Raw genomic sequence first — 24,985 nt, forward strand, 5'->3', positions numbered from 1 at the left:
TAATGTATATTTATAAGTGTATTTACTTATAAAAGTATTTTATAAGCTTTTTGGCTTATAGATTAATCTTTGTTACGTACGACTGCTCCGTTTTTAATAACAAGCCAGATATCTTTTGTTGCATTTATATCCTCAAGTGGGTTGCTGTTAAGTACTACTAAGTCTGCAATACCTCCTTTAGAAAATGAGTATGACGTCTTATTTAAAAAACGCGCTCCCTCATACATAGCAGTAAGCGCTGTTGCAGGTTTAATATTTGCTCGTGTAAATTCTTTAAGCTCTCCGTGCAACGACGGCCCAGGGTAGGTATATGAATTGTAAGCACCACTATCAGAGCCAGCAAGGAGAGTGACTCCAGCGTCATTAAGTTTTTTGGCTAGCGTTAAGAAGAACACTTGTAAATCTTTTCGGCGTTGTATTGCTTCTGGAGTAGCGTTAAGTGCACTTTGTATTCTTCCTTTATAGGTCGCGATAAAATCTTCTTCTAGCAGCGCTAGGTATGTATCATTACTGTGATCTACCTCGTCCATATAGCTCAGAATGTCGCCTATAAAAAGGGTAGGAGTGACATATACATTGTTGTCTTTGAGTTTTTTAAAAGTGCGCTGCGCGGTATCTTCATCATAGGTTGCTATAAGCTGCTCCATACTATTCCAAAAGCCTAGTTTACCTTCTTTTATTTGTGCTGTGATTTCTTTTTCTTGAGATGAGCAACCCTTTAAGATGTAATACAGATGCTCAATGTTGTCTATTCCCGCATCTATAGTTTCATCAAGGGTGACGGTAAATGGCATATGTCCAGAAGTTATCATACCGCGAGACTCTGCTTGTTTTATAATCTCTAGGTACTGCTCTCCAGATAGTGTACTATCATAAAGCTTTACATAATCTACATTTATAGACTGTAATGAGTCTAATGCTTTGCTTATCTCATTGCTGTTAGAAACACCTATAGATCCTGCCCAGCGTGCATTTTTTCCATCTAGCTTAGGTCCAGAAGTATAAATTGTAGGACCTATGCGTGTGCTATTTTGTATCTCTTTGTTCCACTGCTGTACTTGTGGTGTAAGATCACCACCTGCATCTCTTACAGTAGTGATACCGTACTTTATAAACTGCTTTAAAAAAAGTTCGTTTTGAGTAATCAGTTTAGATCCTCCTCTAAAATGTGTGTGATTATCCCAAAACCCAGGTAAAATATACTTGCCACTTCCATCTATTTCCTTTGTGGCAAATAAGGATTTTGAAGTGTCCAGCGGGTCAATTTCGGCTATTAATCCATCTTTAATATAAACTGTGTAAAGATCGCCATCGCTTATACCTTTCTCATTTATAATCGTGATGTTCTTTATAGCGAGGTCATATGTATTTTGAGAAGTATACTCTTGACAAGCGTTTAGAATACTAAGACTTACAAAAGCAATTAAATAGTAAAAGCGTACAGATAGATTCATATAATAGGTCTAGATACTAGGTGAGTTACGCTTTCGCGAAAGCGTAATTAATCCCCTAAAACTACAAATTATACAGCAACCAAAACATTTTTATGACTCCAAAATAAAAGTTACATTGCGCCATTAAACCATTATAAATGACTACCGAAAATCTACAAATTATATCAGATATGATTGCTATGGCAAAAGCAGATAACCACTTGCACGAGCGTGAATATCATTTTATACTCGAGGTTGCAAAGCGTCTTGAGATATCTAAGGAAGCGGTAGATGAACTTATTAAAAATCCGCTGCAGGAAATGGTTTTTAGTACAGAGTTACAGCGCATCACACAGTTTCATAGACTATTGCTCGTAATGAATGTAGATGAGCAAACACATTTTATAGAGATTGATGCCCTTAGAAATTATGGCCTCAAACTAGGTATACGTCCAGAAGCGGTAGAACAAATACTAGGGGAGATGGGTAATTATGAGGGCAAACTTATACCGTCAGAACGTCTTGTAGAAATCTTTAAAAGATTCTATAATTAACAAAACACGACAAAAAGTCACTATTTAAATTTTAAAATGTGCCATAACGTCATATTTTTAGTATTGGAACTGAATTTGTCTATAGCTGTACAAATTTGAAAACAATTTAAAAATTATAGTTATGACATTAGTTAGAAAAAATACAGCTCCATACTTACCATCTGTTTTTGAAGAATTACTTAACACAGACTGGCTAGGAGGAAGAACAAACACATTTACAAACGCAACACCTTCTGTAAACATTATAGAAAAAGATGACGCGTTTGAGCTTCACGTAGCCGCTCCGGGCTTAAAGAAAGAAGATTTTAATATAAATCTTGACAATGACTTACTTACAATCTCCTCAGAAATTAAGAAAGAGGAAGAAGTAAAAGAGACAGCAAAGTTTACTCGTAGAGAGTTTAACTATGCTTCTTTTAAACGCTCATTTAATTTACCAGAATCTGTAAATACGGCAAAAATCACAGCAAGTTATACAGATGGTGTTCTTGCGGTTTCTTTACCTAAGCGTGAAGAAGCTCAAGTGCAACCTTCAAGATTAATTGAGATACAATAATAAATTTGGTTGGTTAGTTTGAGATGGGGTTCCCGCAAGGGAGCCCTTTCTTTATTTATGCTAGTTCCTTAATTTGCTCTTGGTATACTTTAATCTGGTCTCTAAGCTTTGCAGCCTGCATAAAGTCTAGCTCTTTGGCAGCAGCTTCCATAGCCTTTCTAGTGCTTCGTATTTTCTTCTCTATTTGTGGCTTAGTAAGATACTCTTCTGCATCTTCGGCGGCTAGATTTACGAGCTCTTCGGCTTCAATCTTGTAAGTTTCTTTTCGCGTAAGCGCATTATCAAGACTCTTTTTAATAGCCATAGGGGTAAAGCCATTTTTAGTATTATAGTCTATTTGCTTCTGGCGACGGTAGTTACTATCATCTATGGTTTCTTGCATAGACTTTGTGATCTTATCTGCATACATAATAGCCTTCCCATTTACGTTACGTGCGGCACGTCCTATAGTTTGGGTAAGTGATCTGTTACTACGTAAAAAACCTTCCTTATCTGCATCAAGTATAGCTACCAGTGATACTTCTGGTAAATCTAGACCTTCTCTAAGTAGGTTAACACCCACGAGTACATCATAAACGCCTTTACGTAAATCTTGCATTATTTCTACACGCTCAAGTGTATCTACATCAGAGTGTATGTAGCGGGTGCGTATGTCTATACGGGTGAGGTATTTTGTAAGCTCTTCTGCCATACGCTTAGTAAGCGTGGTGACAAGCACGCGCTCATTGCGCTCTGTGACTTTGTTTATTTCGTCTATCAGGTCGTCTATCTGGTTGAGAGATGGGCGTACTTCTACTATAGGGTCTAAAAGCCCCGTAGGACGTATAATTTGCTCAACATAAGTTCCTTCAGACTTTTGCAATTCATAGTCTGCTGGCGTAGCTGAAACATATATAACTTGATTTTGCATCATTTCCCACTCTTCAAACTTAAGCGGGCGATTATCCATCGCGGCAGGTAGCCTAAAACCATATTCTACCAGATTTTCCTTACGACTTCTATCACCTCCATACATCGCACTTACTTGCGAGACCGTCACGTGACTTTCATCTACTACCATCAAGTAGTCATCTGGAAAGAAATCTAGTAGACAGAAAGGTCTTGTGCCTGGCTCGCGACCGTCTAGATATCTTGAGTAATTTTCAATACCGGAGCAATAGCCTAGCTCTCGTATCATTTCTAGGTCAAAATTTGTGCGCTCATCAAGTCTTTTTGCCTCTAGGTGTTTACCTACTTCCTCAAAAAAGCTTACTTGTTTTGTGAGATCTTCACCTATTTGATTTATGGCTCCTTGTAGTACATCTTGAGAGGTAACAAACATATTTGCAGGATAGATGCGCAAGCGAGAATATTTCTCAATCACCTCTGCAGATGCTGGGTCAAAGGCTTCTATTTCTTCTATCTCATCACCAAAAAAGTGAACTCTAAAAGCCATATCTGCATACCCCGGGAACACCTCTACCGTGTCTCCCTTTATTCTAAAATTACCACGATTAAACTCTCCCTCGGTACGTGAGTAGAGTCCTTGCACGAGTTTTTTAAGAAACATCGTGCGTGCCATAACTTGGTCTTGCTTGATTTCTGTTATGTTTTTCTCAAACTCGGCTGGGTTACCTATACCATATAAGCAGGATACAGATGCAACCACAATCACATCGCGACGCCCAGAGAGTAGGGAGGTTGTGGTGCTTAGTCGCATTTTTTCTATCTCTTCATTGATAGAAAGATCTTTCTCTATATACACTCCAGAAGAAGGAATAAAGGCCTCCGGCTGGTAATAGTCATAGTATGATACAAAATACTCTACCGCATTATCTGGAAAAAATGCTTTAAACTCGCTGTATAATTGCGCTGCGAGTGTTTTGTTATGAGCGAGTATGAGTGTGGGTTTTTCTGTCTCTTGTATCACATTTGCGACCGTAAATGTTTTTCCACTTCCGGTAACACCTAGTAGTGTCTGGTAGGTTTCATTTTTATTGATACCGTCTACTAGTTGTTTGATTGCAGAGGGTTGATCACCAGTAGGTTTAAAGTCAGATTTTAGTTTAAATTTCAAGAGCAGCTTTTTTTATAAAATTACGAGTTTTTACGCTTTCGCGAAAGCGTAACTATCCCAATGAATTGTTATAAAGTATTTTAATTATGTTAAGCTACCGTGCTTCTCTAGTGCTTGGTCTAAGGCTGCTAGCAGAATAGCGCATCCTTCTATGATTTCTTCTGCCGTGATAGTAAGTGGCGGAGTGATGCGTATGGCGCGATCTTCAAAAAGTAGCCAAAACAATATAAGACCCGCATCTTGACAAGCAAGTATCACCTCAGAAGTAATCACTGCTGAAGGGGTAAGTGCCGCAAGCATAAGGCCGCGCCCTCTTATTTCTGTAATATATGGGTGTACGAGTTGCTCTCGTATGAGTTGTTCTTTTACTAAGGTGTCTGCTATAAGAGTGGTCTCTGTGATTTCTTGTAGTGTGGCTAGCGCTGCCGCCGCAATCACTGGGTGCCCACCAAAGGTGGTAATATGTCCCAGCTTAGGATTATCTGATAGTAACGCCATTGTGTCGCGAGATGCAGTAAATGCACCTATGGGCATACCGCCGCCTAGCCCTTTACCTGTTACAAGAATATCTGGAACGACATCGTAGTGCTCAAAACCAAAAAGTTTACCTGTGCGCCCCATACCTGGTTGTATCTCATCAAGTATGAGAAGAGCGCCTACGTCTTTACATCGTTGTTTTACCTTAGATAGAAAGTCATTAGTAGGCTCTATAAAACCTGCACCCCCTTGTATGGTTTCTAGTACAACTCCGGCTGTATGTTTTGTGATGCGTTCAAGATAGCGGTCACAATTAAATTTTATAAAAGAGACATCACCTATCATAGGTTTAAAGGGCGCGGTGCGCTCTTCATTACTCATAAGGCTTAGTGCTCCATAGCTATTACCGTGATAGGCATCTACAGCTGCGATAATCTCTGTGCGACCCGTCGCTCTACGAGCGAGTTTTATGGCGCCATCTATAGCTTCTGTACCACTATTTACAAGATATGTACTCTGTAAAGATGGAGGTAAGTGGGCCGCAAGGAGCTTTGTGAGCTGTACAGCTGGAGACTGTGCATATTCTCCATACACCATCACGTGAGCATACTTATCTAGCTGATTGATAATTGCAGCTTTCACTCTAGGATGTTGATGTCCTAAGCTACAGGCAGAGACGCCTGCTACAAAATCTAAAAATTTCTTACCGTCTGTATTATATATGTAACTTCCTTTTGCACTTGCTACCTCCATCGCTAGTGGGTGAGGGGTGGTTTGTGCTTGATATGTTAGAAAGTCAGCTTTCATTGTGTAGTAAAAGGTATACTATCGCTGTCTTCTCCCAGCTCTGGCAGATGTAGGTCTACCGTACTGGTGTTTTGGTTGATTACCAGCGGCCTTGAAGTTTGCTTTCATAGTCTTGAGTTGCTCACCTAGCATACCGTGCTTATCGTGAGCCTCTGCTTCTTTCATAAGGGTTTGTGCCTCACGTCTTCTATTTTTACTCATTGCAATACCTGCAAGACTTAATTTTGCCATTGCAAGATCTGCATCCATAGAGAGACCTAGGCTTATGGCTTTCTTAAAATATTTTTCGGCCTGGGTCATATTAGTTTGTGATACCATAAGTCCTTGTAGGTAGTTATAGTATCCTTCTTGTTTTGTAACTAGAGCGCTGCTAGGGTTTTTAATTTTGGCAAGCCACTTTTGAGCTCCTGGGAAGTCTTGTTTACGTAAACGTAAAAAGGCAAGTAAGATAATTTCGTTTTTAAAATATAAGAATATAAAGATTCCCATAAGTAAGAGTAGCATTATACCATTACCTATTTCATTCTCTGTAAATTGCCATATTGCTGCTGCAAGAGTTGCTATAGCTAGAACGAGTTTGATGTTTTTATTAAACATAGATTATATTTAGACCGTTTGTTTTCTTATTTTTGCCCTATATACAGGCGGGAGCAAAGGTATATAAAAGGAGATAAAAAAAATTTATTTTTCCATTTGTAGAAGTAAAAACTTCTCGTATATTTGCGCCCAGCTTAGAAAGCTGTAAATAAAAGAAATTATAAGGCGGTCCTAACAAGACATTAAAGAAGATACAAAATGAGCAAGAGAACGTTTCAGCCATCAAAAAGAAAAAGAAGAAACAAACACGGTTTTAGAGAGCGTATGGCTTCTGTAAACGGTCGTAAAGTTTTAGCACGTCGTCGTGCTAAAGGAAGAAAGAAAATAAGCGTATCTTCTGAACTACGTCACAAAAAATAATGCATCTATTTGATGTAAATATATAGGTGTTACTTTTTTTAAGTAACACCTTTTTTTATACCCTTTCAGTTCATAATTTTAGATAATTCTAGAAAAACCACAGTAAATGCCTAAAAATAAAGACTTAAAATCGATTCTACTCATAGGTTCTGGACCTATAGTTATTGGTCAAGCGTGTGAATTTGATTATGCAGGATCACAATCACTAAGATCATTAAGAGAGGATGGAATTGAGACTATTCTAATCAACTCTAACCCGGCAACGATTATGACAGATCCCTCTATGGCAGATCACGTCTATTTATTGCCACTTACTACAAAGTCTATTGTAGAGATACTCAAAAAGCATCCTAATATAGATGCAGTACTTCCTACTATGGGAGGCCAGACTGCGCTTAACCTTTGTATTGAGGCAGATGAGAAGGGTATCTGGAAAGATTTTGATGTAGAGCTTATAGGTGTAGATATCGCGGCTATTAATATTACAGAAGATCGCGATCAGTTTAAAAACTTAATGCGTGACATAGGAATCCCTATGGCACCACAGGCAAGTGCAAACTCATTCTTAAAAGGAAAAGAGATTGCTCAAGAGTTTGGTTTTCCATTAGTAATACGTTCTTCTTTTACACTAGGAGGAGCGGGAGCATCTTTCGTTTTTGAAGAAGAAGATTTTGATAGACTCCTATCTCACGGTCTAGAAGTATCACCAGTACACGAGGTGATGATAGATAAAGCCTTACTAGGTTGGAAAGAATATGAGCTAGAGTTACTACGTGATGCAAATGATAATGTGGTTATTATCTGTGCTATCGAAAATATGGACCCTATGGGTATCCACACAGGAGACTCTATTACTGTGGCACCTGCGATGACATTATCTGATATTACTTACCAAAAAATGCGTGATATGGCAATCCATATGATGCGCAGTATAGGTGACTTTGCTGGAGGGTGTAACGTACAGTTTGCGGTAAACCCAGATAATGAAGAAGAGATTATCGCAATTGAGATTAACCCACGTGTATCTAGATCATCTGCACTGGCATCAAAAGCAACGGGATACCCTATTGCAAAAATCGCTACAAAACTAGCGATAGGATATAACCTTGATGAACTAGATAACCAGATTACAAAATCTACATCGGCGCTTTTTGAGCCTACATTAGATTATGTGATTGTAAAAATACCACGTTGGAACTTTGATAAATTTGAAGGAAGTGACCGCACTCTAGGCTTACAGATGAAATCTGTAGGAGAAGTAATGGGTATAGGACGCTCTTTTCAAGAAGCCTTACACAAAGCAACACAGTCACTAGAGATTAAACGTAATGGCCTAGGAGCAGATGGTAAAGGATATAAGAGTTACGACCAGATTATAGACAAACTTACCCACGCAAGCTGGGACCGTGTATTTGTGATTTATGATGCTATCCAGATGGGTATCCCGCTTAAACGTATACACGAGATTACAAAAATAGATATGTGGTTCCTTAAACAATATGAGGAGCTATATGCAATGGAAAAAGAGATATCTACTTTTAAGGTAGATACGCTTCCGCGAAATTTATTACTCGAGGCAAAACAAAGAGGATTTGCAGATAGACAAATAGCACATATGCTAGGATGTCTCGAAAGTGCAGTAACAAGCAAGCGAGATGAATTAAAAATAAACAGAGTTTATAAACTGGTAGATACTTGTGCGGCAGAGTTTGTAGCACAAACACCATATTTTTACTCAACTTTTGAAAATGAAATGGAGCTTCCTGACGGAACTCGATTTGCTCAAAACGAAAGTGTAGTTTCAGACAAGAAAAAGATAGTAGTACTAGGTTCAGGACCTAACCGTATAGGTCAAGGTATCGAGTTTGATTACTGCTGTGTGCACGGTGTACTTGCTGCTGCAGAGTGTGGTTATGAGACTATAATGATAAACTGTAACCCTGAGACTGTATCTACAGATTTTGACACGGCAGATAAGTTATACTTTGAGCCTGTATTCTGGGAGCATATTTATGACATCATACGTCACGAAAAGCCAGAAGGTGTAATTGTACAACTGGGAGGGCAAACAGCACTTAAACTTGCCGAAAAGCTCGACCGTTACGGTATCAAAATTTTAGGTACAAGTTACCAAGCACTAGATCTTGCCGAAGACAGAGGAAGCTTCTCTACATTATTAAAAAATCTTGATATTCCTTATCCAGAATTTGATACAGCAGAGACGGCAGACGAGGCGCTTGCAGTAGCACAAAGACTAGATTACCCTATCCTTGTAAGACCATCTTATGTACTAGGAGGACAAGGAATGAAGATTGTAATAAACGACGACGAGCTAGAAGAGCACGTTGTAGACTTACTACGTAAGATACCTAATAACAAACTACTACTAGATCACTACCTAGACGGAGCGATAGAGGCAGAGGCAGATGCTATTTGTGATGGAGAGGATGTATACATCATAGGTATTATGGAGCACATTGAGCCTTGTGGTATACACTCTGGTGATAGTAATGCAACATTACCTCCATTTAACCTTGGAGACCTTATACTAGAGCAAATTAAAGATCACACTAGAAAAATTGCACTAGCACTTGATACGGTAGGTCTTATTAACATACAGTTTGCTGTAAAAGATGATAAAGTATACATCATTGAGGCAAACCCGAGAGCATCTCGTACGGTTCCATTTATAGCAAAAGCTTACAAAGAGCCATATGTAAACTATGCAACTAAGGTGATGCTAGGTGAGAAGAAGGTAAAAGACTTTAACTTCAATCCACAGCTAGAAGGATATGCAATCAAGCAACCAGTATTCTCTTTTAATAAGTTTCCAAATGTAAATAAGAACTTAGGACCAGAGATGAAGAGTACAGGAGAGAGTATCTTATTTATAGATAACCTTCGTGATGATGCTTTTTACGATTTATACGCAAGAAGAAAGATGTACTTGAGTAACTAATTTACTACTCAAATTACAGTATTAAAAAAGGTCTACTCAATGAGTAGACCTTTTTAAGTTTATGGGGTTTTGAGTACGCTTTCGCGAAAGCGTAATAAACACTCTTAATCTCCCTATTGTCTATTAAAGTGTGGTGATTGCTCTGGTACTACCTTTGTAATAAAGTACTTAGTATCTCCCCAGAAAGAGAAGGTCCCAAAGCGCTCTATATACTCAACCTTTACATATTGACCTTGATATTTATTAAGCGCCTCAATAGCTTCCTCTTCTTGATCTAATACCGAAAAGCTAAAGATTTGTGCTCCACTTATACCCTGGCTTATCTCACCTTCCCAAGTTTTAAAAATCACTCCTTTGCTAGAGAATTTTATGAGTTCGCCGGCGCGTGTTCCTTTACTGTAAGGGACGTAGTAAATGAAGGCAAACCAAGCAGCTGCCAGTAAAAAGATGGTAGTAAGAACTACAAATAGTATTTTTTTCATAATTATTTAGTCTAGTAAAGTTAGGTCATCATCTGCATTTGCACGCTTAATGATAGCTTCTGGAAGTGCTTTTTTTGCTTTGGCTCCCATTTTTTTAAGGCGTTCTACTCTTGTGATTAGGTTGCCATTACCTTCTACAAGTTTATTCATAGCGGCAGAGTACCCGCTTTTTGCATCATCCATCTTTTTACCTACGGCCGTAAGATCTGTTACTAGCCCGTGAAATTTATCATAAAGACCTCCAGCCTGTTTTGCGATTTCTAGCGCATTTTGTTGTTGCTTCTCATTATTCCACATTGAGTCTATAGTGCGCAGTGTGGCAAGTAGGGTAGAAGGTGTAACGATAACAATATTTTGCTCAAAAGCTTTATTATAGAGTTCATTTTCGGCATTTATGGCAATGGCAAAAGCTGGCTCGATAGGTATAAATAGCAGTACAAAGTCTGGGCTTTCTATCTGGTAGATATCTTGATAGTTTTTATCACTAAGCTGTTGTACGTGTCGCTTTAAATCATTTACGTGCTGCTTTAAGTGCGCATCTCTAAGGTGTGGGTCTTCTTCATTTACAAAACGCTCATAGGCACGTAGGGATACTTTACTATCTACAATCATCTTTTTATTTGCCGGTAAGTGTATCACCACATCTGGAAGTACACGTTTACCCTCTTCTGTAGTAAAGCTTTGTTGTATAAAATACTCGCGGTCTTTTTCAAGCCCAGATTTTTCTAGCACACGCTCTAGTACAAGTTCGCCCCAGTTACCCTGCATCTTACTATCTCCTTTGAGCGCTTTGGTAAGGTTACTGGCTTCTTTTGTCATTTGCTCATTAAGCGCCGTAAGACCTTTTATTTGCTCTCTAAGGGCAGAGGTTCTATCTATTGCCTCTTTATTAGTTTCTTCTACGCGCTTCTCAAAGTTTTGAATTTTTTCTTGAAGCGGTTTTAAGATGATATCAAGGTTTTGTTTGTTCTGTAAAGTGAACTTATTAGACTTTTCATCAAGAATTTTACTAGCGATGAGCTCAAAATCTTTGGTAAACTTCTCTTGCAGCTGTTCTAGCTCAGCCGTTTTTTCTTCCATCCTTTTTTGTAAGCCTTCAAAGGCTACGTTACGAGCGGTAAGTTCGTTTTGAAACTGATCTTTTTCTTCTCTCAGGTAGCTAAGTTGTTTCTCACTATCTGCTCGTAGTTGTTGGAGTTGCTCATTGTTTTCTGAACGAAGTTGCTGCATTTGTGTCTCTACTTTAAGGCTTGTATTTCTAGCCTCTTCTAGCTTAAGTTCTTCTTGACGCAAGCGCTCTTGTAAACCGCTAAGTTCTCCCTTCTTTTTAAGATTTGAGATAAATATCCCTAAGAGCGTACCGCCCACTAAGCATATGAAAGCAATAAGAAAAAGTAATAAAGTATCATTCATACGGTAAAGATATAAAGAAGATCGTGCAATACGTATTTTAAAAGATGATGTTAGGAGTAAATTGTGAGTGGAGGGTATTCAAAATTGTACAAAGTTTTCAAAACTCACTACCACTCAGCCTCGGCAACAACCACGTTTGCCGGAATAGCTATGGCTACGTAATGACATATACTTTTTGTGCTTTGAGAGTAGAGTGATAAGGTGTCACCATTCGGCTCGTGCACTTGTGGGTTGTAAAATTGTTTTCCACTCTTATTTGTGAGGTGATGCCTTGTATATAAGGTGTTGTATGTATAATCGTAATAACCGTGGTCGGTTACTTTCGCTTTAAGCGTATCAATGCTTGTGAGGTCAAAATCATCAAAAACCGCTAGCTTTCCATCTTTGTAAAATTTCAGGTATTTCTTGTAATTATATTCGGCTACTACATTGGTTTGATTGCTATCATATTTATAATAACTCGCTACGAGCTTATAAATTTTTGAGGTATCTATAATCTTATAAACTGCCTCTGTAGTGGGAGGGATGGATGTTTTTACGCTTTCGCGAAAGCGCTCTTCTTCACCCTTAATAGAGTGTGCAGAACAGCTAGCGAGCACCATAGCTACTAGAAATAATTGAAGAAAACGCATCGTCTTACTTTTTGAGAAAAAAGATACGGTTTTTACGGTCAAACCCCACATTGTGAGAAGGAAAGAGTATATCAAAAACTCCCTGAGCAATAAGTGCTTCTGGAGTGTCGTATAGGGCTTGTCGCTCTTTCATCACAATCATTTTATCACAACGGGTAAGTGCATAATCTATCTCGTGTGTACTGAAAATGATGGTTTTACGCTCATCTGTTACGATTCTAGCTAGCAGGTTTAATATAGAGGCTTTGTGATGTAGGTCTAGATGTGTCATAGGTTCATCTAGCATAATTATAGGTGTGTCTTGTGCAAGTGCCCTTGCTATGAGGACACGCTGCAGTTGCCCGTCACTAAGCTCGTAACACTTCTTGTCTTTGAGTACGTAGGTTTCGGTACGTTTTAAAGCTGTTATTATAATATCCTTATCTACCTCTGTGAGCGTGCCTAGCCAGTTTGTATAAGGCTGTCTGCCCAGTGCTACTAGCTCTGCTACCGTAAGATTTTTTGAAATGGCTTGATTAGTCAATACAACACTAAGTTGCTGTGCGAGTGATGCTGGAGTTACTTTGGCAATCTCTTTATCATTAATATAGACAGCACCAGCAAGCGGCTCTTGAAGTCCAGTGAGCGTTCTAAGCAATGTAGATTTACCAGCCCCGTTTATCCCTACTAGCGCAATGAGTTCTCCTTTTTTACAATCTATATTGAGATTTTTTGCAATAGGTGTTTCTTCACGATTATTGTTATAGCCTATAACCAGATCTTTTGTGCGGAGGGTGATATGATTGTTTATAGCCTGCATTAAAAAAGAAGTTTCTTTTTACGAACTAATAACCATATCACGACAGGAGCACCCACCATTGCAGAGATAGCGTTTATAGGTAACGTGTACTCACTATACGGCACCTGTGCTATTGTATCACAAACCAGCATAAGGATTGCCCCTCCTATAATAACGGCTGGTAATAGTATGCGATGATTTGCCGTAGGTATAAGCTGGCGTACTAAATGTGGTACTGCAAGCCCTATAAAAGCAATGGGACCTGCAAAAGCAGTGATACTACCCGCTAGTAAACTTGTCGCTATAATAATGAGTAGACGTGACTGACTAAATTTTGTACCTATCGTACGTGCATATGCATCTCCTAAGAGAAGGCTGTTAAGTGATTTGAGACAAAAAACAGCGCCCATAATCCCAATGACAAAACAAACAGAAAGGATTCCCACACCACGCCACGAGACGTCACCAAGACTCCCAAAGGACCAAAAAACAAACCGTTGTAACTCTTCTGCTTTACTAAAATATGCTAGCACACTTACTACGGCACTCGTAAGGCTTCCTACCATTAAACCTATGATAAGGAGCGCCATTGTATCTTTTATACGCGTAGCTACACCTAGCACCATAAGTAAGACTAAAAAACTTCCTACACTAGCCGATACGATGAGCCCCCATTTACCAGATAATAGGGTAGAAGATAGCCCCAGTGCCGTGCCTCCTAAGATGTATAAAGCGACGCCTAGACTGGCACCACTACTTATACCTAATACAAATGGACCCGCCAGCGGATTACGAAAAAGCGTTTGCATTAACAAGCCAGAAACCGCAAGGCCTGCCCCCGCAATAATTGCTGTAATAGCCTTAGGTAATCTATAATCTACGATAATATATAACCAAGATGTTTTTGACACATCACCACCCAGTAATCCAGAGATAACCTCTGTAAAAGGAATGTTTACGGAGCCTAAACTTATGTTTACAATAAAGCACAGCATTAGTATGAAAACTAATATGCAAAAGGGTATAATGTAACTTTTATTACTCATCTAGCGGTGCAAAAAATGTAAATTCTTCTGTAATAAGCTCTGGGTGTAAGATTTTGGTAAGATCTCTTAAGACAAGGTCTGGCCTGTTAGGCGCAAGTTCATAATATAATAAACCACCCGTTGCTCCCTTACTCTTTGCAAAGGTATAGACCTTCTTGTTCTTAAATGCATCAAACTGTCCGTAGGCAGGGTTGTCACTTAGTAATTTTGAATATGATGTATACTGTCCAGGTGCAATCCAGAAGTCTGCTTGCTGCCCTTTTTCCAGCACAGATTCTATACTCAGTGCAATACTTCCCACTCCCTCGGTATCTGCCCATAGGTATGAGCCTCCGGCATCTTCTAGAACTTTAGCCTGCCAGCTATCACCCTTAGGTAAATACCACACATCTTTATACATCGCACCACTTAAAATAGTAGGACTTGACGTTACAGATGCAAGTTGTTTCTTAGTGGCTAGATATTGATTTTTTATGGTTGTAAAAATGCTATCTGCCTCTTTTTCTTTGCCGTACAGAGCGCCAAAGAATTTGATCCACTCTGCTTTGCCTAGCGGTTCTTTTTCTACCCAGTCGCCGTTGTAAAGCACTGGGATTCCTGCACGTTGTAGCGTGTTTACAGATTTGTTTTCTCCTTCTACACCAAAGGTGATAACCGCATCTGGATTGAGATTTATTGCAAGTTCTGTGTTAAGCGATTCGTTTTGACCTAGCTCTGTAATGAGATCGTTTTCAATACGCTTTCGCGAAAGCGGACTCGACACATAATCAAGATTAGGAAAACCTTTTAAAGTTTCGATAACCCCAAGCATTTCTAACGAGGGGATGTGCGTAGTAGAGGTAACGACTACATTTTTTATAGGTGTTTTTATAATGGCATCTATACCTCGATTAGTAAGTAACTCGGTGAGGCTTTTACTGTTTTCTTCTTCTATAGAAGCTTGCAATCCTCCTTCTGGCACAAGGGCGTAGGTAAAGGTTTTGTCTGCATTTGGGAATGCTTCTGTAACCGTTAGCAATGAGTAGTTTTCATACTTTGTAATGGTAAAACCATCTGCATAGGTTACTGCTTGTGATGCACTCATTGTGGGAGTAACAGTCGTGACTTCTGGTTCATTTTTACAAGCTGTTACTAGAAATATAAGGCAGACTAAAAGGTGTAAGTGCTTCATTTGCCAAAAGTAGTATTAAAATAGCCAATGCCGCAAGAGGGCTTTCTTCTTTTTGATTTACTGCTAGGTATGGTAATAATGTTATGTATATTTGCGACGAATTTTGGTTTTGATGCATCACACGGGTGCAGAAAATTAAAAGGGAATTCCGTATAAATCGGAAGCTGTTCCCGCAACTGTAAGCTAAGCCCATAAAGGGTTTGTTACTACTACAAAGCCACTGTCATAAGGTGTTATGATGGGAAGGTGTAACAAAAGCAAGCCAGGAGACCTGCCTCTATTCATAATTAAAATCAAGCAACTTTCGGGTAAAAAGTTGGTAGATAGATGAAACATAGATTCCTTTTTATTGTTGTCGTGCTATGCGCACTTACAACTGCCGCACAAATAGATACACTTCAAGTTTTACCTGAAGTGATACTTAGTGACTCAAAGTTGAAAAGCCACAGTGTAGGTATAACTCTTGAGAAGATAAGTGATAGCACCATACAGCGATCGCGCACGGCTCTCACCGAGGTGTTGCGAGCAAATAGCACCATATACTTTAGAGAAAATGGGCCAGGCGGTGTAGCCTCTGCCTCTTTTAGAGGGACTAACGCGGCACAGACAGCCGTCGTGTGGAACGGTATAAACATAAATAGCCAGCTCACTGGCCAGTCTGATTTTAATACCTTATCGTCAAAAAATTATGATCAGCTCGATGTGAGAGCGGGCGGCGGGAGCATTATATATGGCTCTGGAGCAGTAGGTGGTAGTGTCCATCTAGGTAATGATATTAGATTTAATAAGGGACTGAGTACGAGAGTAACCGCAGGTTACGGAAGTTTTGATACTCAAATCGCAACGGCCAAAACGAAATTTTCAAACACTAATTTTTACATAGATGCCGGGCTAGATTATCAACGTTCTGAAAATGATTTTGACTATCTCAATACAGATAATCAGTTTAATGAAAATGGTCAATATGATAATCTTAACGCCATTTTTAATATGGGTTACCTCCTTAAAAATAAGGGTGATCGTACACATTTATTAAAACTGCACCACAATACCTATGTAGGTAATCGCAACTTTTCTGGCACGCTCACGGCACCGTCTAATGATGGGTATGAAGACAGAAATACAAGAACACTCGCCATATGGGAAAACCTGAGTACAAGATTTAATGGCAAGTTACGTGCGGCTCATATTTTTGAACAGTTTAGATATTTTGCAAATAACCAAACTGACGATAATGATCTAGGTAAATCTATACGCTACCTGGCAAACTACGAGGCAACTTATAAGCTGGATCGCAAAAAGGAACTTACCGTAATAGGTGAGGTGAACCATATTTCGGCAGCTGGTGCGTCTATCGTTTCGACTACTAGAAATCAAGGATCTGTTGTCGCCTTGTGGAAACAGCAACTTACTAATCAATTTACCTATGAGATTCAGGCTAGACAAGAGCTGGTAGAAGGTTTTGATAGCCCATTTCTTTTGGGAGCTGGTTTTGATTACGCTTTCGCGAAAGCGTATACATTCACATTTAACGCATCAAAAAATTATAGAATTCCCACTTTTAACGATGCGTACTGGTCTGGGCCAGGTGCTGTAGGTAACCCAGATTTGAAACCTGAAACAAGCGTACAAGCCGAGATAGGCTTAAAAAGAACACGTAAAAACCTCACTTTAGGACTGAGAGGGTTTTACATAAACACAGATGATTTGATACAATGGCAGCCTAATCTTAGCGGTATCTGGTCACCTATAAACATTGCAGACTCTGAGCATTATGGTATAGAGGGAGCACTTGATTATACGGCTATTATGGGTAGCCATAAAGTTACAACCACTGCTCAGTATGCCTATACACAGGCCGATGATGTTGCCAGAGGCAAACAACTTATCTATGTACCAGCTCATAAAGCGATACTAGGTATCGCGCATAACTATGGCAGGCTGAGTAGTTATGTGCAAACTACCTTTGTAGATCGTGTTTTTACAACTACAGATAATACGGCGCAGGTAGACGGCTATGCGATTGCTCACATAGGGACAAGCTATGACATCTTACACAAGCAAGGAACTAAGCTTCAAGTAATGGCGAGAGTCAATAACTTATTTAATACGAACTACCAGACGGTTGCTTTTAGACCTAACCCTGGAAGAAACTTTTTATTACAAACAACAATTACTTTTTAAAAACACTTATGAAACATTCTTTTTACACATTTTGTATTGCAACACTCTTATTATTTTCTTGTAATACAGATGATGATATTTTTATACCAGTTACCCCAGAGGTTGAAGGACCATATGCTACTGGATTTTTAGTAACAAATGAAGGACCTTTTTCAAATGGTTTTGGAACAGTAGATCATATAGATGAAAACCTTACTACGGTGTCACCATCTATCTATCAAGCTGTAAATGATGATAACCTGGGTAACATCGTGCAATCACTAACGATGTCAGATGATAATGTTTATGTAGTTACAAACGTAAGCTCACGTATCACGGTAGTAGAAAAGGATACCTTTGAAGAAATAATCCAGATTACAGAAGGACTTAATAACCCACGTAATATGGTAATAATAGGGGATAACGGTTATGTGACTAACTGGGGAGATCCAGCTGTAGCTACAGATGATTATGTGGCTGTTTTAGATTTAAATACAAATGAGATAGTAAGTACAATTCCTGTTGCAGAAGGGCCAGATCAAATCGTAGCAAAAGGAGATGCTATTTATGTAGCACACAAAGGAGGTTTTGGAGTAAATAACATTGTATCTGTAATCTCTAGTGAGCAAGAAAATGTTGTTACTACAATAGAGGTTGGTGATGTACCTAACTCACTACAGTTTGACACAGCGGGACGTCTTGTAGTTCTAGCTAGTGGTGCTCCAGCATTTACAGGTAATGAGACGGGAGGACAATTTACTATTATAGATACAGATACAAATACTGCTGTAGAAACAGTTTTATTTACAGATACCGAACACCCTAGCTTCTTAAATGTAGTAGGTGATGATGTTTTTTATTATCTAGGTGGAGCAGTTTATAAAACAACAATAGTAGATTTTACTGCGGCTAGTACTGCAATTATATCTGGATCATTTTTCTATAATATGACCATACTCAGCGACGGTACACTAGCTGGATGTAACGCTGCAGACTTTGCTAGTAATGGTACTGTAGAGCTTTATGATACTACTACGGGTACTTTGTTAAATACGCTTAATGTAGGTATAGTACCAGGTAACGTTTACGAGATTAACTAGGTTATTCTCTAATAGTTAATTAAAAAGGGGTGACATAATCTGTCACCCCTTTTTTTTGTGCTAGTCTATATCAAGTTGATCAACTATCATACGCTGGTAGAGCGGGTCTTGTTGCTCTGTGTCATAATATGAGGGTTGTATCGTCGTGTTATATTGTGCGTTGCTTCTTCCGTTAAGAATAACATCTATGGCTGCGTCTAGAAGTGGCTCGCCTTGCTCACCTAGCTGGCCATAGTTTGTAAAATCTTCGGCTATTTCAATATCTGGTGTAAAACCGTCAAAATAGTCTGTAAGACCATTTGCATTTACAGACTTAAGTACAAGCGGTAGCATTACGTATCTGTGATTTGGGTTTGCCTCAGATCTTCTAAAACCTGGAGTTGGCGCATCATATAATAAGAAGGATCCTTCAAATTTTCCTACGGTGTTTGTACCTATCTGTATAATCTCAATGTATGGATCTAGACCACTTAGTATAAGTTCGCTGGCACTTGCGGTTCTTCCTGTAGTGAGTATGAATACTCTAGAAAGTCCTAAGCTGTTTATAGTTGCCCCATCATCGCCACTTCCTAGATTATTATTAAAAGTGCGTGTAAATTGATTCTCTGGATTGCGATCTGAGTTATACTCTTGAGTGATAAATGTTTGTCCCTCAAACTGACCAGTAATCATAGATGAGAGGTCGTTTGCCGTCTCTATAGAGCCACCACCATTATAGCGTAAATCAAGCACAAGATCTGTAATGCCAGCTGCCTGAAACTCTGCAAAAGCATTATTAAGATCACTATCAAACTCATTTGTAAAACCGGTATAATGTAAGTATCCTATCTCATTACCACCTACACTTAAAACATTTACGGTATGTAAAGGGTTTATAATGAGCTGTATTTTATTTATAACGATTTCTTCTCCCGTAAGGTCAAAGTCTGTACCGTTAAAGGTTGCTGTACTTATGGTATAGCTTTCTGGACTAAAAAAGCTAGAAAAACTTGTGTTACCATCTATAGGTTGTCCAGTCGCATCTTGTAATGGTTGCCCGTCTACAAGTGTAAAAATCATACCTCGCTGGACACCCGCAATAGCTGCTGGACTATCATTTACCACATATCTCACAATACCAAAGGCTCTAGTAGGATCATTAGGCATAATAAGCAGGGAGATATTCATACCAGAAGCGGTGCGAATTCCCGCTAGCGAGTTTTCTAATTCTGTATAATCATCTCGTAATATGCTAAAACGGTCTACAGGCGCCGTAAGAGCATCAAAAGCATCCTCTACAGAAGCAAACTGTGATAAGTAGTCAAATTTTTCTCCATCATTACTAAAAAAATCATTTGCTAGCTCTGGCACTTGGTCTTTATATAATGACCAGTAATTGAGACCTCTGTAAACAAAGTCAGACAGCTCTACTGTAGTTGCTGGTCTTATAGTATCATCAAGATCATCATTACAAGAAAAAAAGAGCATTGTAAAGACGAGTAGGAGTAGGGTAATCTTTTTCATAGGATTAATATTAAGGGAGTATATCGTAATCTAGTATCAAATATAGTTAAACGTAAAAAAGTCACTACAATTACATTGTCTGCTTTAAAGTTTTGAGATTAATTAACAAGCTTTGCTAACAACAGCAAATCTTGATCTAATTGCTCAAACGCGGTTTTTGGTGTTCTATACCCTAAAAAAGGGGCAAAGTAAATATAGGATTCAAGCCTGTGGCTATAAGCAAGTTTGTTATATGTAGACAGTTTTTTATCAAAATCTAGGCTAATATCCATCCACTCAGAAGAAAAAAACTGAGCGCCTTGTCTATTAAAAAGTAAGATAAGCTTAGGAGCAACATAGGTAATGACCTCCTTAGTAATCTCAAGTTGATCTCTGAGAAACTGTTTACCCACCTCGTCGTTAAGAAAGTGTGCTATTTGTTTTTGCTCCGTATGTCGTTGATAAAATAAATCGCAATAAGTAATTCCTTTTGGTTCAAGAGCTGATAGTAAGTGATGAAATTTTTTAAAGTACCTATCCCTTTGCAATTTACTATAATCATAGTTACACATATCGTCACTTATAAAATCTGTGCGTAACGATGGATTTATACCCATAACTAGCACGTTTGCCGTAGGATCTATCTTAGAGAATACAAAGCCATTACGCATAATGTCTTGCTGTTCTTGTGTATGAAGTAACTTTGTATAGGTGGTAAATAGGGTTTCTATTTTCGCTTTAAGCGAAAGCAAAAACGCATCCCTACTCATACATTAGATATTTTGAGCGTATCTTTTTGAATCGTTCTATACCTGGCAACCATTTTCTTTTAATCTCTTTAAAGGTGTAACCCGCCTCAATGTCTTGCTGTAATTGTGTTGAACCTGCGTGAAGTGTAAAACTGGCTGTTTTAAAGAAGGTATCCTTCTTACTACTTGCAGCATAGGCTTCTATGAGCCATTCAAGATTTACCGTGTTCATATAGGCCTCATCACGTAGGTCTTTACCGTTACAGGTGACTCCCTTATGTTTTGGTGATTTTGATCCAAAATTAGGTTGTGGCGTGTATAAAAATGAAAAGTGCTCTTTAGGAAAATCTGGTGCGCCAAAGATTTGAAACTGCATCTCTGTCCCGCGACCAGCATTTACCGTAGTTCCTTCAAAAAAGCCTAAGCTAGGATATAAATTGATACTCTTATCATTAGGCAAATTAGGCGATGGTCTTGTAGGGAGTGCATACTTTTTCTGGTATGACCAGTTTTCAAGCGGTATTACCGTAAGATCTACTGTGATTTTATCTTTTAGCCAGCCTTCTCCATTTACCATTTTTGCATATTCGCCTATCGTCATACCATACACAAGTGGTATCTCGTGCATTCCTAAAAAGCTAGTGTGTTCTTTTTCTAGTGTAGGACCGTCTATGTAATGTGCATTAGGATTAGGTCTGTCTAGCACTATGACAGGAATCCCACTTTCGGCAGCTGCTTCCATAACATAGGTGAGGGTAGATATGTAGGTGTAAAAACGCACGCCCACATCTTGTATGTCAAAGAGTAAGACATCAACCCCTTCTAATTGTTGTACTGTGGGTTTTTTATTCTTTCCGTAAAGAGAGATAATATTGAGGCCCGTTTTTGGGTCCTTACCGTCCTTTACTTTTTCGCCGGCATCTATATTTCCTCTAAAGCCGTGCTCTGGCGAGAAAACCTTCTTTATCGTAACTCCCATACTTAGTAAGGAGTCTACTAGGTGAGTGCTTTGCGCTTCTGTATGCGACGTCTCGGTAAAGATGAGTCCACTTTTGTTTGTAACTACTCCCACATTTTTATTTGCTAGTAATGGGAGGTACAGCTCTGTTCTATTTGCACCCACAGTAATGCTAGAATCTATGACTACTACGTTACTTGTTGTGGGTTGTTTTGATTCCGCTTTCGCGAAAGCGGTCTTATCTCCACCCGTATTTGCACAAGAAATTAAGAGTGTGAGCGTTAAAAAAAGGGTATTTTTGAATAAAATGAGACGCATTTGAATCTAGAGTATTTTATAGCCAAACGCCTAAATGGCGGGACATCGTATAAAAGTAGTGCTTCCAGTACGATAATTAAAATTGCCATTGCAGCAATCGCAATAGGTATGGTGATGATGCTTATATCTATCGCAACGGGTATAGGTTTAAAAAGAGAAATACGACAAAAGGTGTCTGCCTTTTCTGGTGATATACTTGTCTCAAACTTTGATGGAAATAATAGCGAGGAGACCGTAAACCCTATTACCATTAATCAAGACTTTTACCCAAACTTTGATGCCGTACCAGAAGTAACACACGTGCAGGCAATCACAACTAAGGCAGGAATGATACGCACTGCAGAGACCTTTGAGGGTGTGGTTTACAAAGGTGTGGGTGATGATTATGACTGGTCTCGCATAGAAGATTACATCATAGAAGGCCGCAAGCCAGAGCTCACAGGTGACCTCAATAATGAAATCTTAATGAGTACCTATCTTGCAAAACGTTTAGGTTTTACGGTAGGTGATAAAGCGGTAATACACTTTGTAAATAAAGAAAACACACGCTTTAGATCACGATCACTTGATATTGTAGGTCTTTACGAAAGCGCTTATCAAGAGTTTGATAAGATTTACATTATAGGAGACCGCCGCCATCTTACTTTTATAAATAAATGGGAAAAGGACGAGGTAGGAGCGTTTGAGGTTTTTGTAGATGATTTTGATAATATAGAGCGAGTTAATAACGAAGTGTATGAAAACTCTGGCTCTATGCTTAGATCCATATCTATCATACAGCGCAACTATAATATCTTTGAGTGGATCAAGTTATTTGACTTTAATATAATGCTCATTATTGTCGTGATGATCCTTATAGCAGGTATTAACATTGCGGTAGCACTGCTTGTACTTGTACTTGAGCGCACTCGTATGATAGGTATTCTCAAAGCTCTAGGTGGCTCAGATTGGAATGTACGTAAGATATTTATCTACAACGCGATGTATCTTATAGGTCTGGGACTCTTCTGGGGTAACCTTATAGGCCTAGGAATTTTATTTGCTCAGAAGTATTTTGGGTTTATAAAACTCGACCCATCTACGTATTATGTGAGTGAGGCACCTGTTCTCATAAATGGATGGCATATTTTATCTCTCAACTTTGGGGTTTTTACTATATGTGTACTTATCTTACTTATACCATCTTATATTATAACCAAAATTAGCCCTGTACGCGCAATACGATTTGAGTAAGTTGTACTTACATTTTTCTAATCTCTACATACATATTGCGATCTATTTGTACGGTTCTAGTACCTTTTGGTACTTCTAAGCATTGCCATATATCTGTAGGTTCAATCCATATATACTCCTCATTAATCTTAATACGTAAGGGCATTGTAAAACCTTGTATGGTATTATTAAATCGATAGTGCATTTCTTTTTTATCGATTTTGTACTCAAATGTTGGGATATCTTTTTCTCTTAGATATTGATTAAAGAAAGGTGTTAAATCTAGATTTAGCGCATTTGCAATATAATTTTCTACAGCAGCTGTTGTTGTCGTTTGGTGATAAAACTCTTTGCTTAAGCCTCGTAGTGTAGCGCGCCATAAATCATCATCTTGTGCTATGGTACGTAAGGTAAGTAGTATGTTTGCACCTTTGTAATACATATCACCACTTCCTTCTTTATCCACATTATAGGTGCCTATCATAGGTCTATCATTACGTATTTTATCACGAGTACCTATGGTATAGGTTGCAGCACTTTCTTTTCCAAAGTGGTAATCGAGATATAGATTTTCAGAATATGAGGTAAAGCCTTCGTGTATCCACATATCTGCCACGTCTTTATTCGTAATGTTATTTGCAAACCACTCGTGACCAGCCTCGTGAATGATTATAAAATCAAATTTTAATCCCTCACCCGTACCAGAAAGATCTCTACCTAGATACCCATTTTTAAATCTATTTCCATAGGTTACAGAACTTTGATGTTCCATCCCAAGATAAGGTGCTTGCACGAGTTTAAAACTATCCTCATAAAACGGGTAAGGACCAAACCAGTGTTCAAAAGCCTCCATCATCATAGGGGCTTGTTTAAACTGCTCTCGAGCCTTCTCCTCATCCTCCTTGAGAACCCAGTAGCTCATATCTAGAGGGCCTTTCTCTCCTTTATAAACCTCAGAGAAGTTTACATAATCACCTATATTTAAGTTTACACCGTAGTTATTTATTGGGTTTTTTACTGTCCAGTGGTATGTTTTTGTAGTTGCGTCTGTATCTATGTGCACAAGTCTTCCGTTTGACACGTCTACGAGATCTTTAGGCACGGTAACGTGCATATCAAGACTGTCTACCTCGTCTGCCGGGTGATCTCTATTAGGCCACCACACACTAGCGCCTATGCCTTGATTTGAACTGGCAATAAAATGTTTTCCGTTGCTATCTTTTTTCCAGGTGATACCCCCATCCCACGGCGGGTTTTTTGCAATTCTAGGTTTACCTTCAAAACTTAGCGAGATCTTCTTTAGCTCACCCTCACGCTGTGGATCTTCAAGTTGTATAAAATGCGCATTACCTTCTGACCGTACATCCAGCGAGTGACCATCTTGCATTACTGCGGTAAGCTCCATAGGTGCTTGTAGATCTATTTGTAACTCATTAGTGCCTTCATTAAGCACTTTGTAGGTCATCACATTAGTCCCTATAATTGTCTTTGACTCCGGCAATACCTCTACAGAAAGGTCGTAGTGTACAAGGTCCCACCACGCTCTTTGCGGTGTAATGCTACCACGTAAACTGTCTTGACGAGTTATTTTTTGAGAGTATGAAGATAGGCTCGTGAGTATAAAGCCCAGTAAAAATAGGTAACGCATTAATCTGGTTTAATTTATTGTGTAAGGTATGCTA

The 24,985-nt window shown here is 38.9% G+C and carries 21 protein-coding genes and 1 riboswitch; of the genes, 7 read left to right on the forward strand and 14 right to left on the reverse strand.

Annotated features, from left to right (window positions below; genetic code table 11):
* Positions 1–62: 62 nt before the first annotated feature.
* A complete protein-coding gene (locus ABVM49_RS10375) occupies positions 63–1,454 on the reverse strand; it encodes an amidohydrolase family protein (protein WP_405201792.1) in 1,392 nt (463 codons plus the stop codon).
* A gap of 137 nt (positions 1,455–1,591) precedes the next feature.
* Between ABVM49_RS10375 and ABVM49_RS10380 the strand changes: the two genes are divergently transcribed.
* Together ABVM49_RS10380 and ABVM49_RS10385 are read left to right on the forward strand one after the other, a co-directional pair.
* Entirely contained in the window at positions 1,592–1,987 is a 396-nt protein-coding gene (locus ABVM49_RS10380) for a TerB family tellurite resistance protein (RefSeq protein WP_405201793.1), read from the forward strand.
* Between the two features lie 121 nt (positions 1,988–2,108).
* The gene (locus tag ABVM49_RS10385; protein ID WP_405201795.1) at positions 2,109–2,543 is read left to right on the forward strand and encodes an Hsp20/alpha crystallin family protein; all 435 of its coding nucleotides are present in this window, start codon (positions 2,109–2,111) and stop codon (positions 2,541–2,543) included.
* Between the two features lie 55 nt (positions 2,544–2,598).
* On the opposite strand, the gene uvrB is transcribed toward ABVM49_RS10385, so the two are convergent.
* From uvrB to ABVM49_RS10400, 3 genes are all read right to left on the reverse strand, one after another.
* The gene (uvrB, locus tag ABVM49_RS10390; protein ID WP_405201796.1) at positions 2,599–4,599 is read right to left on the reverse strand and encodes an excinuclease ABC subunit UvrB; all 2,001 of its coding nucleotides are present in this window, start codon (positions 4,597–4,599) and stop codon (positions 2,599–2,601) included.
* An 84-nt stretch (positions 4,600–4,683) separates the two neighbouring features.
* Positions 4,684–5,883, reverse strand: a complete 1,200-nt coding sequence (locus ABVM49_RS10395; protein WP_405201798.1) for an aspartate aminotransferase family protein — start codon at positions 5,881–5,883, stop codon at positions 4,684–4,686.
* A gap of 18 nt (positions 5,884–5,901) precedes the next feature.
* Positions 5,902–6,480, reverse strand: coding sequence for a hypothetical protein (locus tag ABVM49_RS10400; RefSeq protein ID WP_021778792.1), 579 nt, complete (start codon positions 6,478–6,480; stop codon positions 5,902–5,904).
* A 198-nt stretch (positions 6,481–6,678) separates the two neighbouring features.
* Here ABVM49_RS10400 and rpmH point away from each other — a divergent pair, with 198 nt between their 5' ends.
* Positions 6,679–6,840, forward strand: a complete 162-nt coding sequence (gene rpmH / locus ABVM49_RS10405) for a 50S ribosomal protein L34 (RefSeq protein ID WP_021778793.1) — start codon at positions 6,679–6,681, stop codon at positions 6,838–6,840.
* A 106-nt stretch (positions 6,841–6,946) separates the two neighbouring features.
* The gene (gene carB / locus ABVM49_RS10410; protein WP_405201800.1) at positions 6,947–9,799 is read left to right on the forward strand and encodes a carbamoyl-phosphate synthase large subunit; all 2,853 of its coding nucleotides are present in this window, start codon (positions 6,947–6,949) and stop codon (positions 9,797–9,799) included.
* 113 nt (positions 9,800–9,912) lie between these two features.
* Here carB and ABVM49_RS10415 read toward each other — a convergent pair whose 3' ends face one another.
* The 6 genes from ABVM49_RS10415 to ABVM49_RS10440 form a co-directional block, all read right to left on the reverse strand.
* Complete coding sequence (locus ABVM49_RS10415; RefSeq protein ID WP_405201801.1) at positions 9,913–10,281, reverse strand: 6-phosphogluconate dehydrogenase; 369 nt, start codon at positions 10,279–10,281, stop codon at positions 9,913–9,915.
* A gap of 6 nt (positions 10,282–10,287) precedes the next feature.
* The gene (gene rmuC / locus ABVM49_RS10420) at positions 10,288–11,694 is read right to left on the reverse strand and encodes a DNA recombination protein RmuC (protein ID WP_405201802.1); all 1,407 of its coding nucleotides are present in this window, start codon (positions 11,692–11,694) and stop codon (positions 10,288–10,290) included.
* A gap of 107 nt (positions 11,695–11,801) precedes the next feature.
* The gene (locus ABVM49_RS10425) at positions 11,802–12,326 is read right to left on the reverse strand and encodes a hypothetical protein (RefSeq protein WP_405201804.1); all 525 of its coding nucleotides are present in this window, start codon (positions 12,324–12,326) and stop codon (positions 11,802–11,804) included.
* A 4-nt stretch (positions 12,327–12,330) separates the two neighbouring features.
* Complete coding sequence (locus ABVM49_RS10430) at positions 12,331–13,125, reverse strand: ABC transporter ATP-binding protein (protein ID WP_405201806.1); 795 nt, start codon at positions 13,123–13,125, stop codon at positions 12,331–12,333.
* Positions 13,125–14,099, reverse strand: a complete 975-nt coding sequence (locus tag ABVM49_RS10435) for an iron chelate uptake ABC transporter family permease subunit (protein WP_405201807.1) — start codon at positions 14,097–14,099, stop codon at positions 13,125–13,127. The genes ABVM49_RS10430 and ABVM49_RS10435 overlap by 1 nt, the downstream gene beginning before the upstream one ends.
* A 43-nt stretch (positions 14,100–14,142) precedes the next feature.
* On the reverse strand, positions 14,143–15,321 hold the full coding sequence (locus ABVM49_RS10440) for an ABC transporter substrate-binding protein (RefSeq protein WP_405201809.1): 1,179 nt from the start codon (positions 15,319–15,321) through the stop codon (positions 14,143–14,145).
* A gap of 87 nt (positions 15,322–15,408) precedes the next feature.
* A riboswitch (cobalamin riboswitch) is annotated at positions 15,409–15,615 on the forward strand.
* Positions 15,616–15,648: 33 nt separating this feature from the next.
* Between ABVM49_RS10440 and ABVM49_RS10445 the strand changes: the two genes are divergently transcribed.
* Both ABVM49_RS10445 and ABVM49_RS10450 read left to right on the forward strand, forming a co-directional pair.
* Positions 15,649–17,505 carry a TonB-dependent receptor gene (locus tag ABVM49_RS10445; protein WP_405201810.1) on the forward strand — a complete coding sequence of 619 codons (1,857 nt, stop codon included), beginning with the start codon at positions 15,649–15,651 and terminating at the stop codon, positions 17,503–17,505.
* Positions 17,506–17,513: 8 nt separating this feature from the next.
* On the forward strand, positions 17,514–18,584 hold the full coding sequence (locus tag ABVM49_RS10450) for a YncE family protein (protein ID WP_405201812.1): 1,071 nt from the start codon (positions 17,514–17,516) through the stop codon (positions 18,582–18,584).
* Positions 18,585–18,644: 60 nt separating this feature from the next.
* Here the strand turns inward: ABVM49_RS10450 and ABVM49_RS10455 are convergent, their stop codons facing one another.
* From ABVM49_RS10455 to ABVM49_RS10465, 3 genes are all read right to left on the reverse strand, one after another.
* A complete protein-coding gene (locus ABVM49_RS10455; protein ID WP_405201813.1) occupies positions 18,645–20,087 on the reverse strand; it encodes a S41 family peptidase in 1,443 nt (480 codons plus the stop codon).
* A 98-nt stretch (positions 20,088–20,185) separates the two neighbouring features.
* A complete protein-coding gene (locus ABVM49_RS10460) occupies positions 20,186–20,836 on the reverse strand; it encodes a hypothetical protein (RefSeq protein ID WP_405201814.1) in 651 nt (216 codons plus the stop codon).
* Positions 20,829–22,091, reverse strand: a complete 1,263-nt coding sequence (locus ABVM49_RS10465; protein WP_405201816.1) for an exo-beta-N-acetylmuramidase NamZ domain-containing protein — start codon at positions 22,089–22,091, stop codon at positions 20,829–20,831. The genes ABVM49_RS10460 and ABVM49_RS10465 overlap by 8 nt, the downstream gene beginning before the upstream one ends.
* Between ABVM49_RS10465 and ABVM49_RS10470 the strand changes: the two genes are divergently transcribed.
* Complete coding sequence (locus ABVM49_RS10470) at positions 22,092–23,324, forward strand: ABC transporter permease (protein WP_405201817.1); 1,233 nt, start codon at positions 22,092–22,094, stop codon at positions 23,322–23,324.
* 7 nt (positions 23,325–23,331) lie between these two features.
* Here the strand turns inward: ABVM49_RS10470 and ABVM49_RS10475 are convergent, their stop codons facing one another.
* A complete protein-coding gene (locus ABVM49_RS10475; RefSeq protein ID WP_405201820.1) occupies positions 23,332–24,951 on the reverse strand; it encodes a M1 family metallopeptidase in 1,620 nt (539 codons plus the stop codon).
* Positions 24,952–24,985: the final 34 nt, after the last annotated feature.

Origin of the sequence: Dokdonia sp. LLG6352-1 (assembly GCF_045055815.1) — a bacterium.
Classification (GTDB): Bacteria; Bacteroidota; Bacteroidia; order Flavobacteriales; family Flavobacteriaceae; genus Dokdonia; species Dokdonia donghaensis.

Coding starts and splice junctions, on each gene's coding strand:
- ABVM49_RS10430 (WP_405201806.1), bottom strand. CDS start 13,125: ATGCAGGCTATAAACAATCATATCACCCTCCGCACAAAAGATCTGGTT.
- rpmH (WP_021778793.1), top strand. CDS start 6,679: ATGAGCAAGAGAACGTTTCAGCCATCAAAAAGAAAAAGAAGAAACAAA.
- ABVM49_RS10440 (WP_405201809.1), bottom strand. CDS start 15,321: ATGAAGCACTTACACCTTTTAGTCTGCCTTATATTTCTAGTAACAGCT.
- rmuC (WP_405201802.1), bottom strand. CDS start 11,694: ATGAATGATACTTTATTACTTTTTCTTATTGCTTTCATATGCTTAGTG.
- ABVM49_RS10375 (WP_405201792.1), bottom strand. CDS start 1,454: ATGAATCTATCTGTACGCTTTTACTATTTAATTGCTTTTGTAAGTCTT.
- ABVM49_RS10465 (WP_405201816.1), bottom strand. CDS start 22,091: ATGCGTCTCATTTTATTCAAAAATACCCTTTTTTTAACGCTCACACTC.
- ABVM49_RS10415 (WP_405201801.1), bottom strand. CDS start 10,281: ATGAAAAAAATACTATTTGTAGTTCTTACTACCATCTTTTTACTGGCA.
- carB (WP_405201800.1), top strand. CDS start 6,947: ATGCCTAAAAATAAAGACTTAAAATCGATTCTACTCATAGGTTCTGGA.
- ABVM49_RS10400 (WP_021778792.1), bottom strand. CDS start 6,480: ATGTTTAATAAAAACATCAAACTCGTTCTAGCTATAGCAACTCTTGCA.
- ABVM49_RS10450 (WP_405201812.1), top strand. CDS start 17,514: ATGAAACATTCTTTTTACACATTTTGTATTGCAACACTCTTATTATTT.
- ABVM49_RS10435 (WP_405201807.1), bottom strand. CDS start 14,099: ATGCTGTGCTTTATTGTAAACATAAGTTTAGGCTCCGTAAACATTCCT.
- ABVM49_RS10455 (WP_405201813.1), bottom strand. CDS start 20,087: ATGAAAAAGATTACCCTACTCCTACTCGTCTTTACAATGCTCTTTTTT.
- ABVM49_RS10385 (WP_405201795.1), top strand. CDS start 2,109: ATGACATTAGTTAGAAAAAATACAGCTCCATACTTACCATCTGTTTTT.
- ABVM49_RS10425 (WP_405201804.1), bottom strand. CDS start 12,326: ATGCGTTTTCTTCAATTATTTCTAGTAGCTATGGTGCTCGCTAGCTGT.
- ABVM49_RS10460 (WP_405201814.1), bottom strand. CDS start 20,836: ATGAGTAGGGATGCGTTTTTGCTTTCGCTTAAAGCGAAAATAGAAACC.
- ABVM49_RS10445 (WP_405201810.1), top strand. CDS start 15,649: ATGAAACATAGATTCCTTTTTATTGTTGTCGTGCTATGCGCACTTACA.
- ABVM49_RS10380 (WP_405201793.1), top strand. CDS start 1,592: ATGACTACCGAAAATCTACAAATTATATCAGATATGATTGCTATGGCA.
- ABVM49_RS10395 (WP_405201798.1), bottom strand. CDS start 5,883: ATGAAAGCTGACTTTCTAACATATCAAGCACAAACCACCCCTCACCCA.
- ABVM49_RS10475 (WP_405201820.1), bottom strand. CDS start 24,951: ATGCGTTACCTATTTTTACTGGGCTTTATACTCACGAGCCTATCTTCA.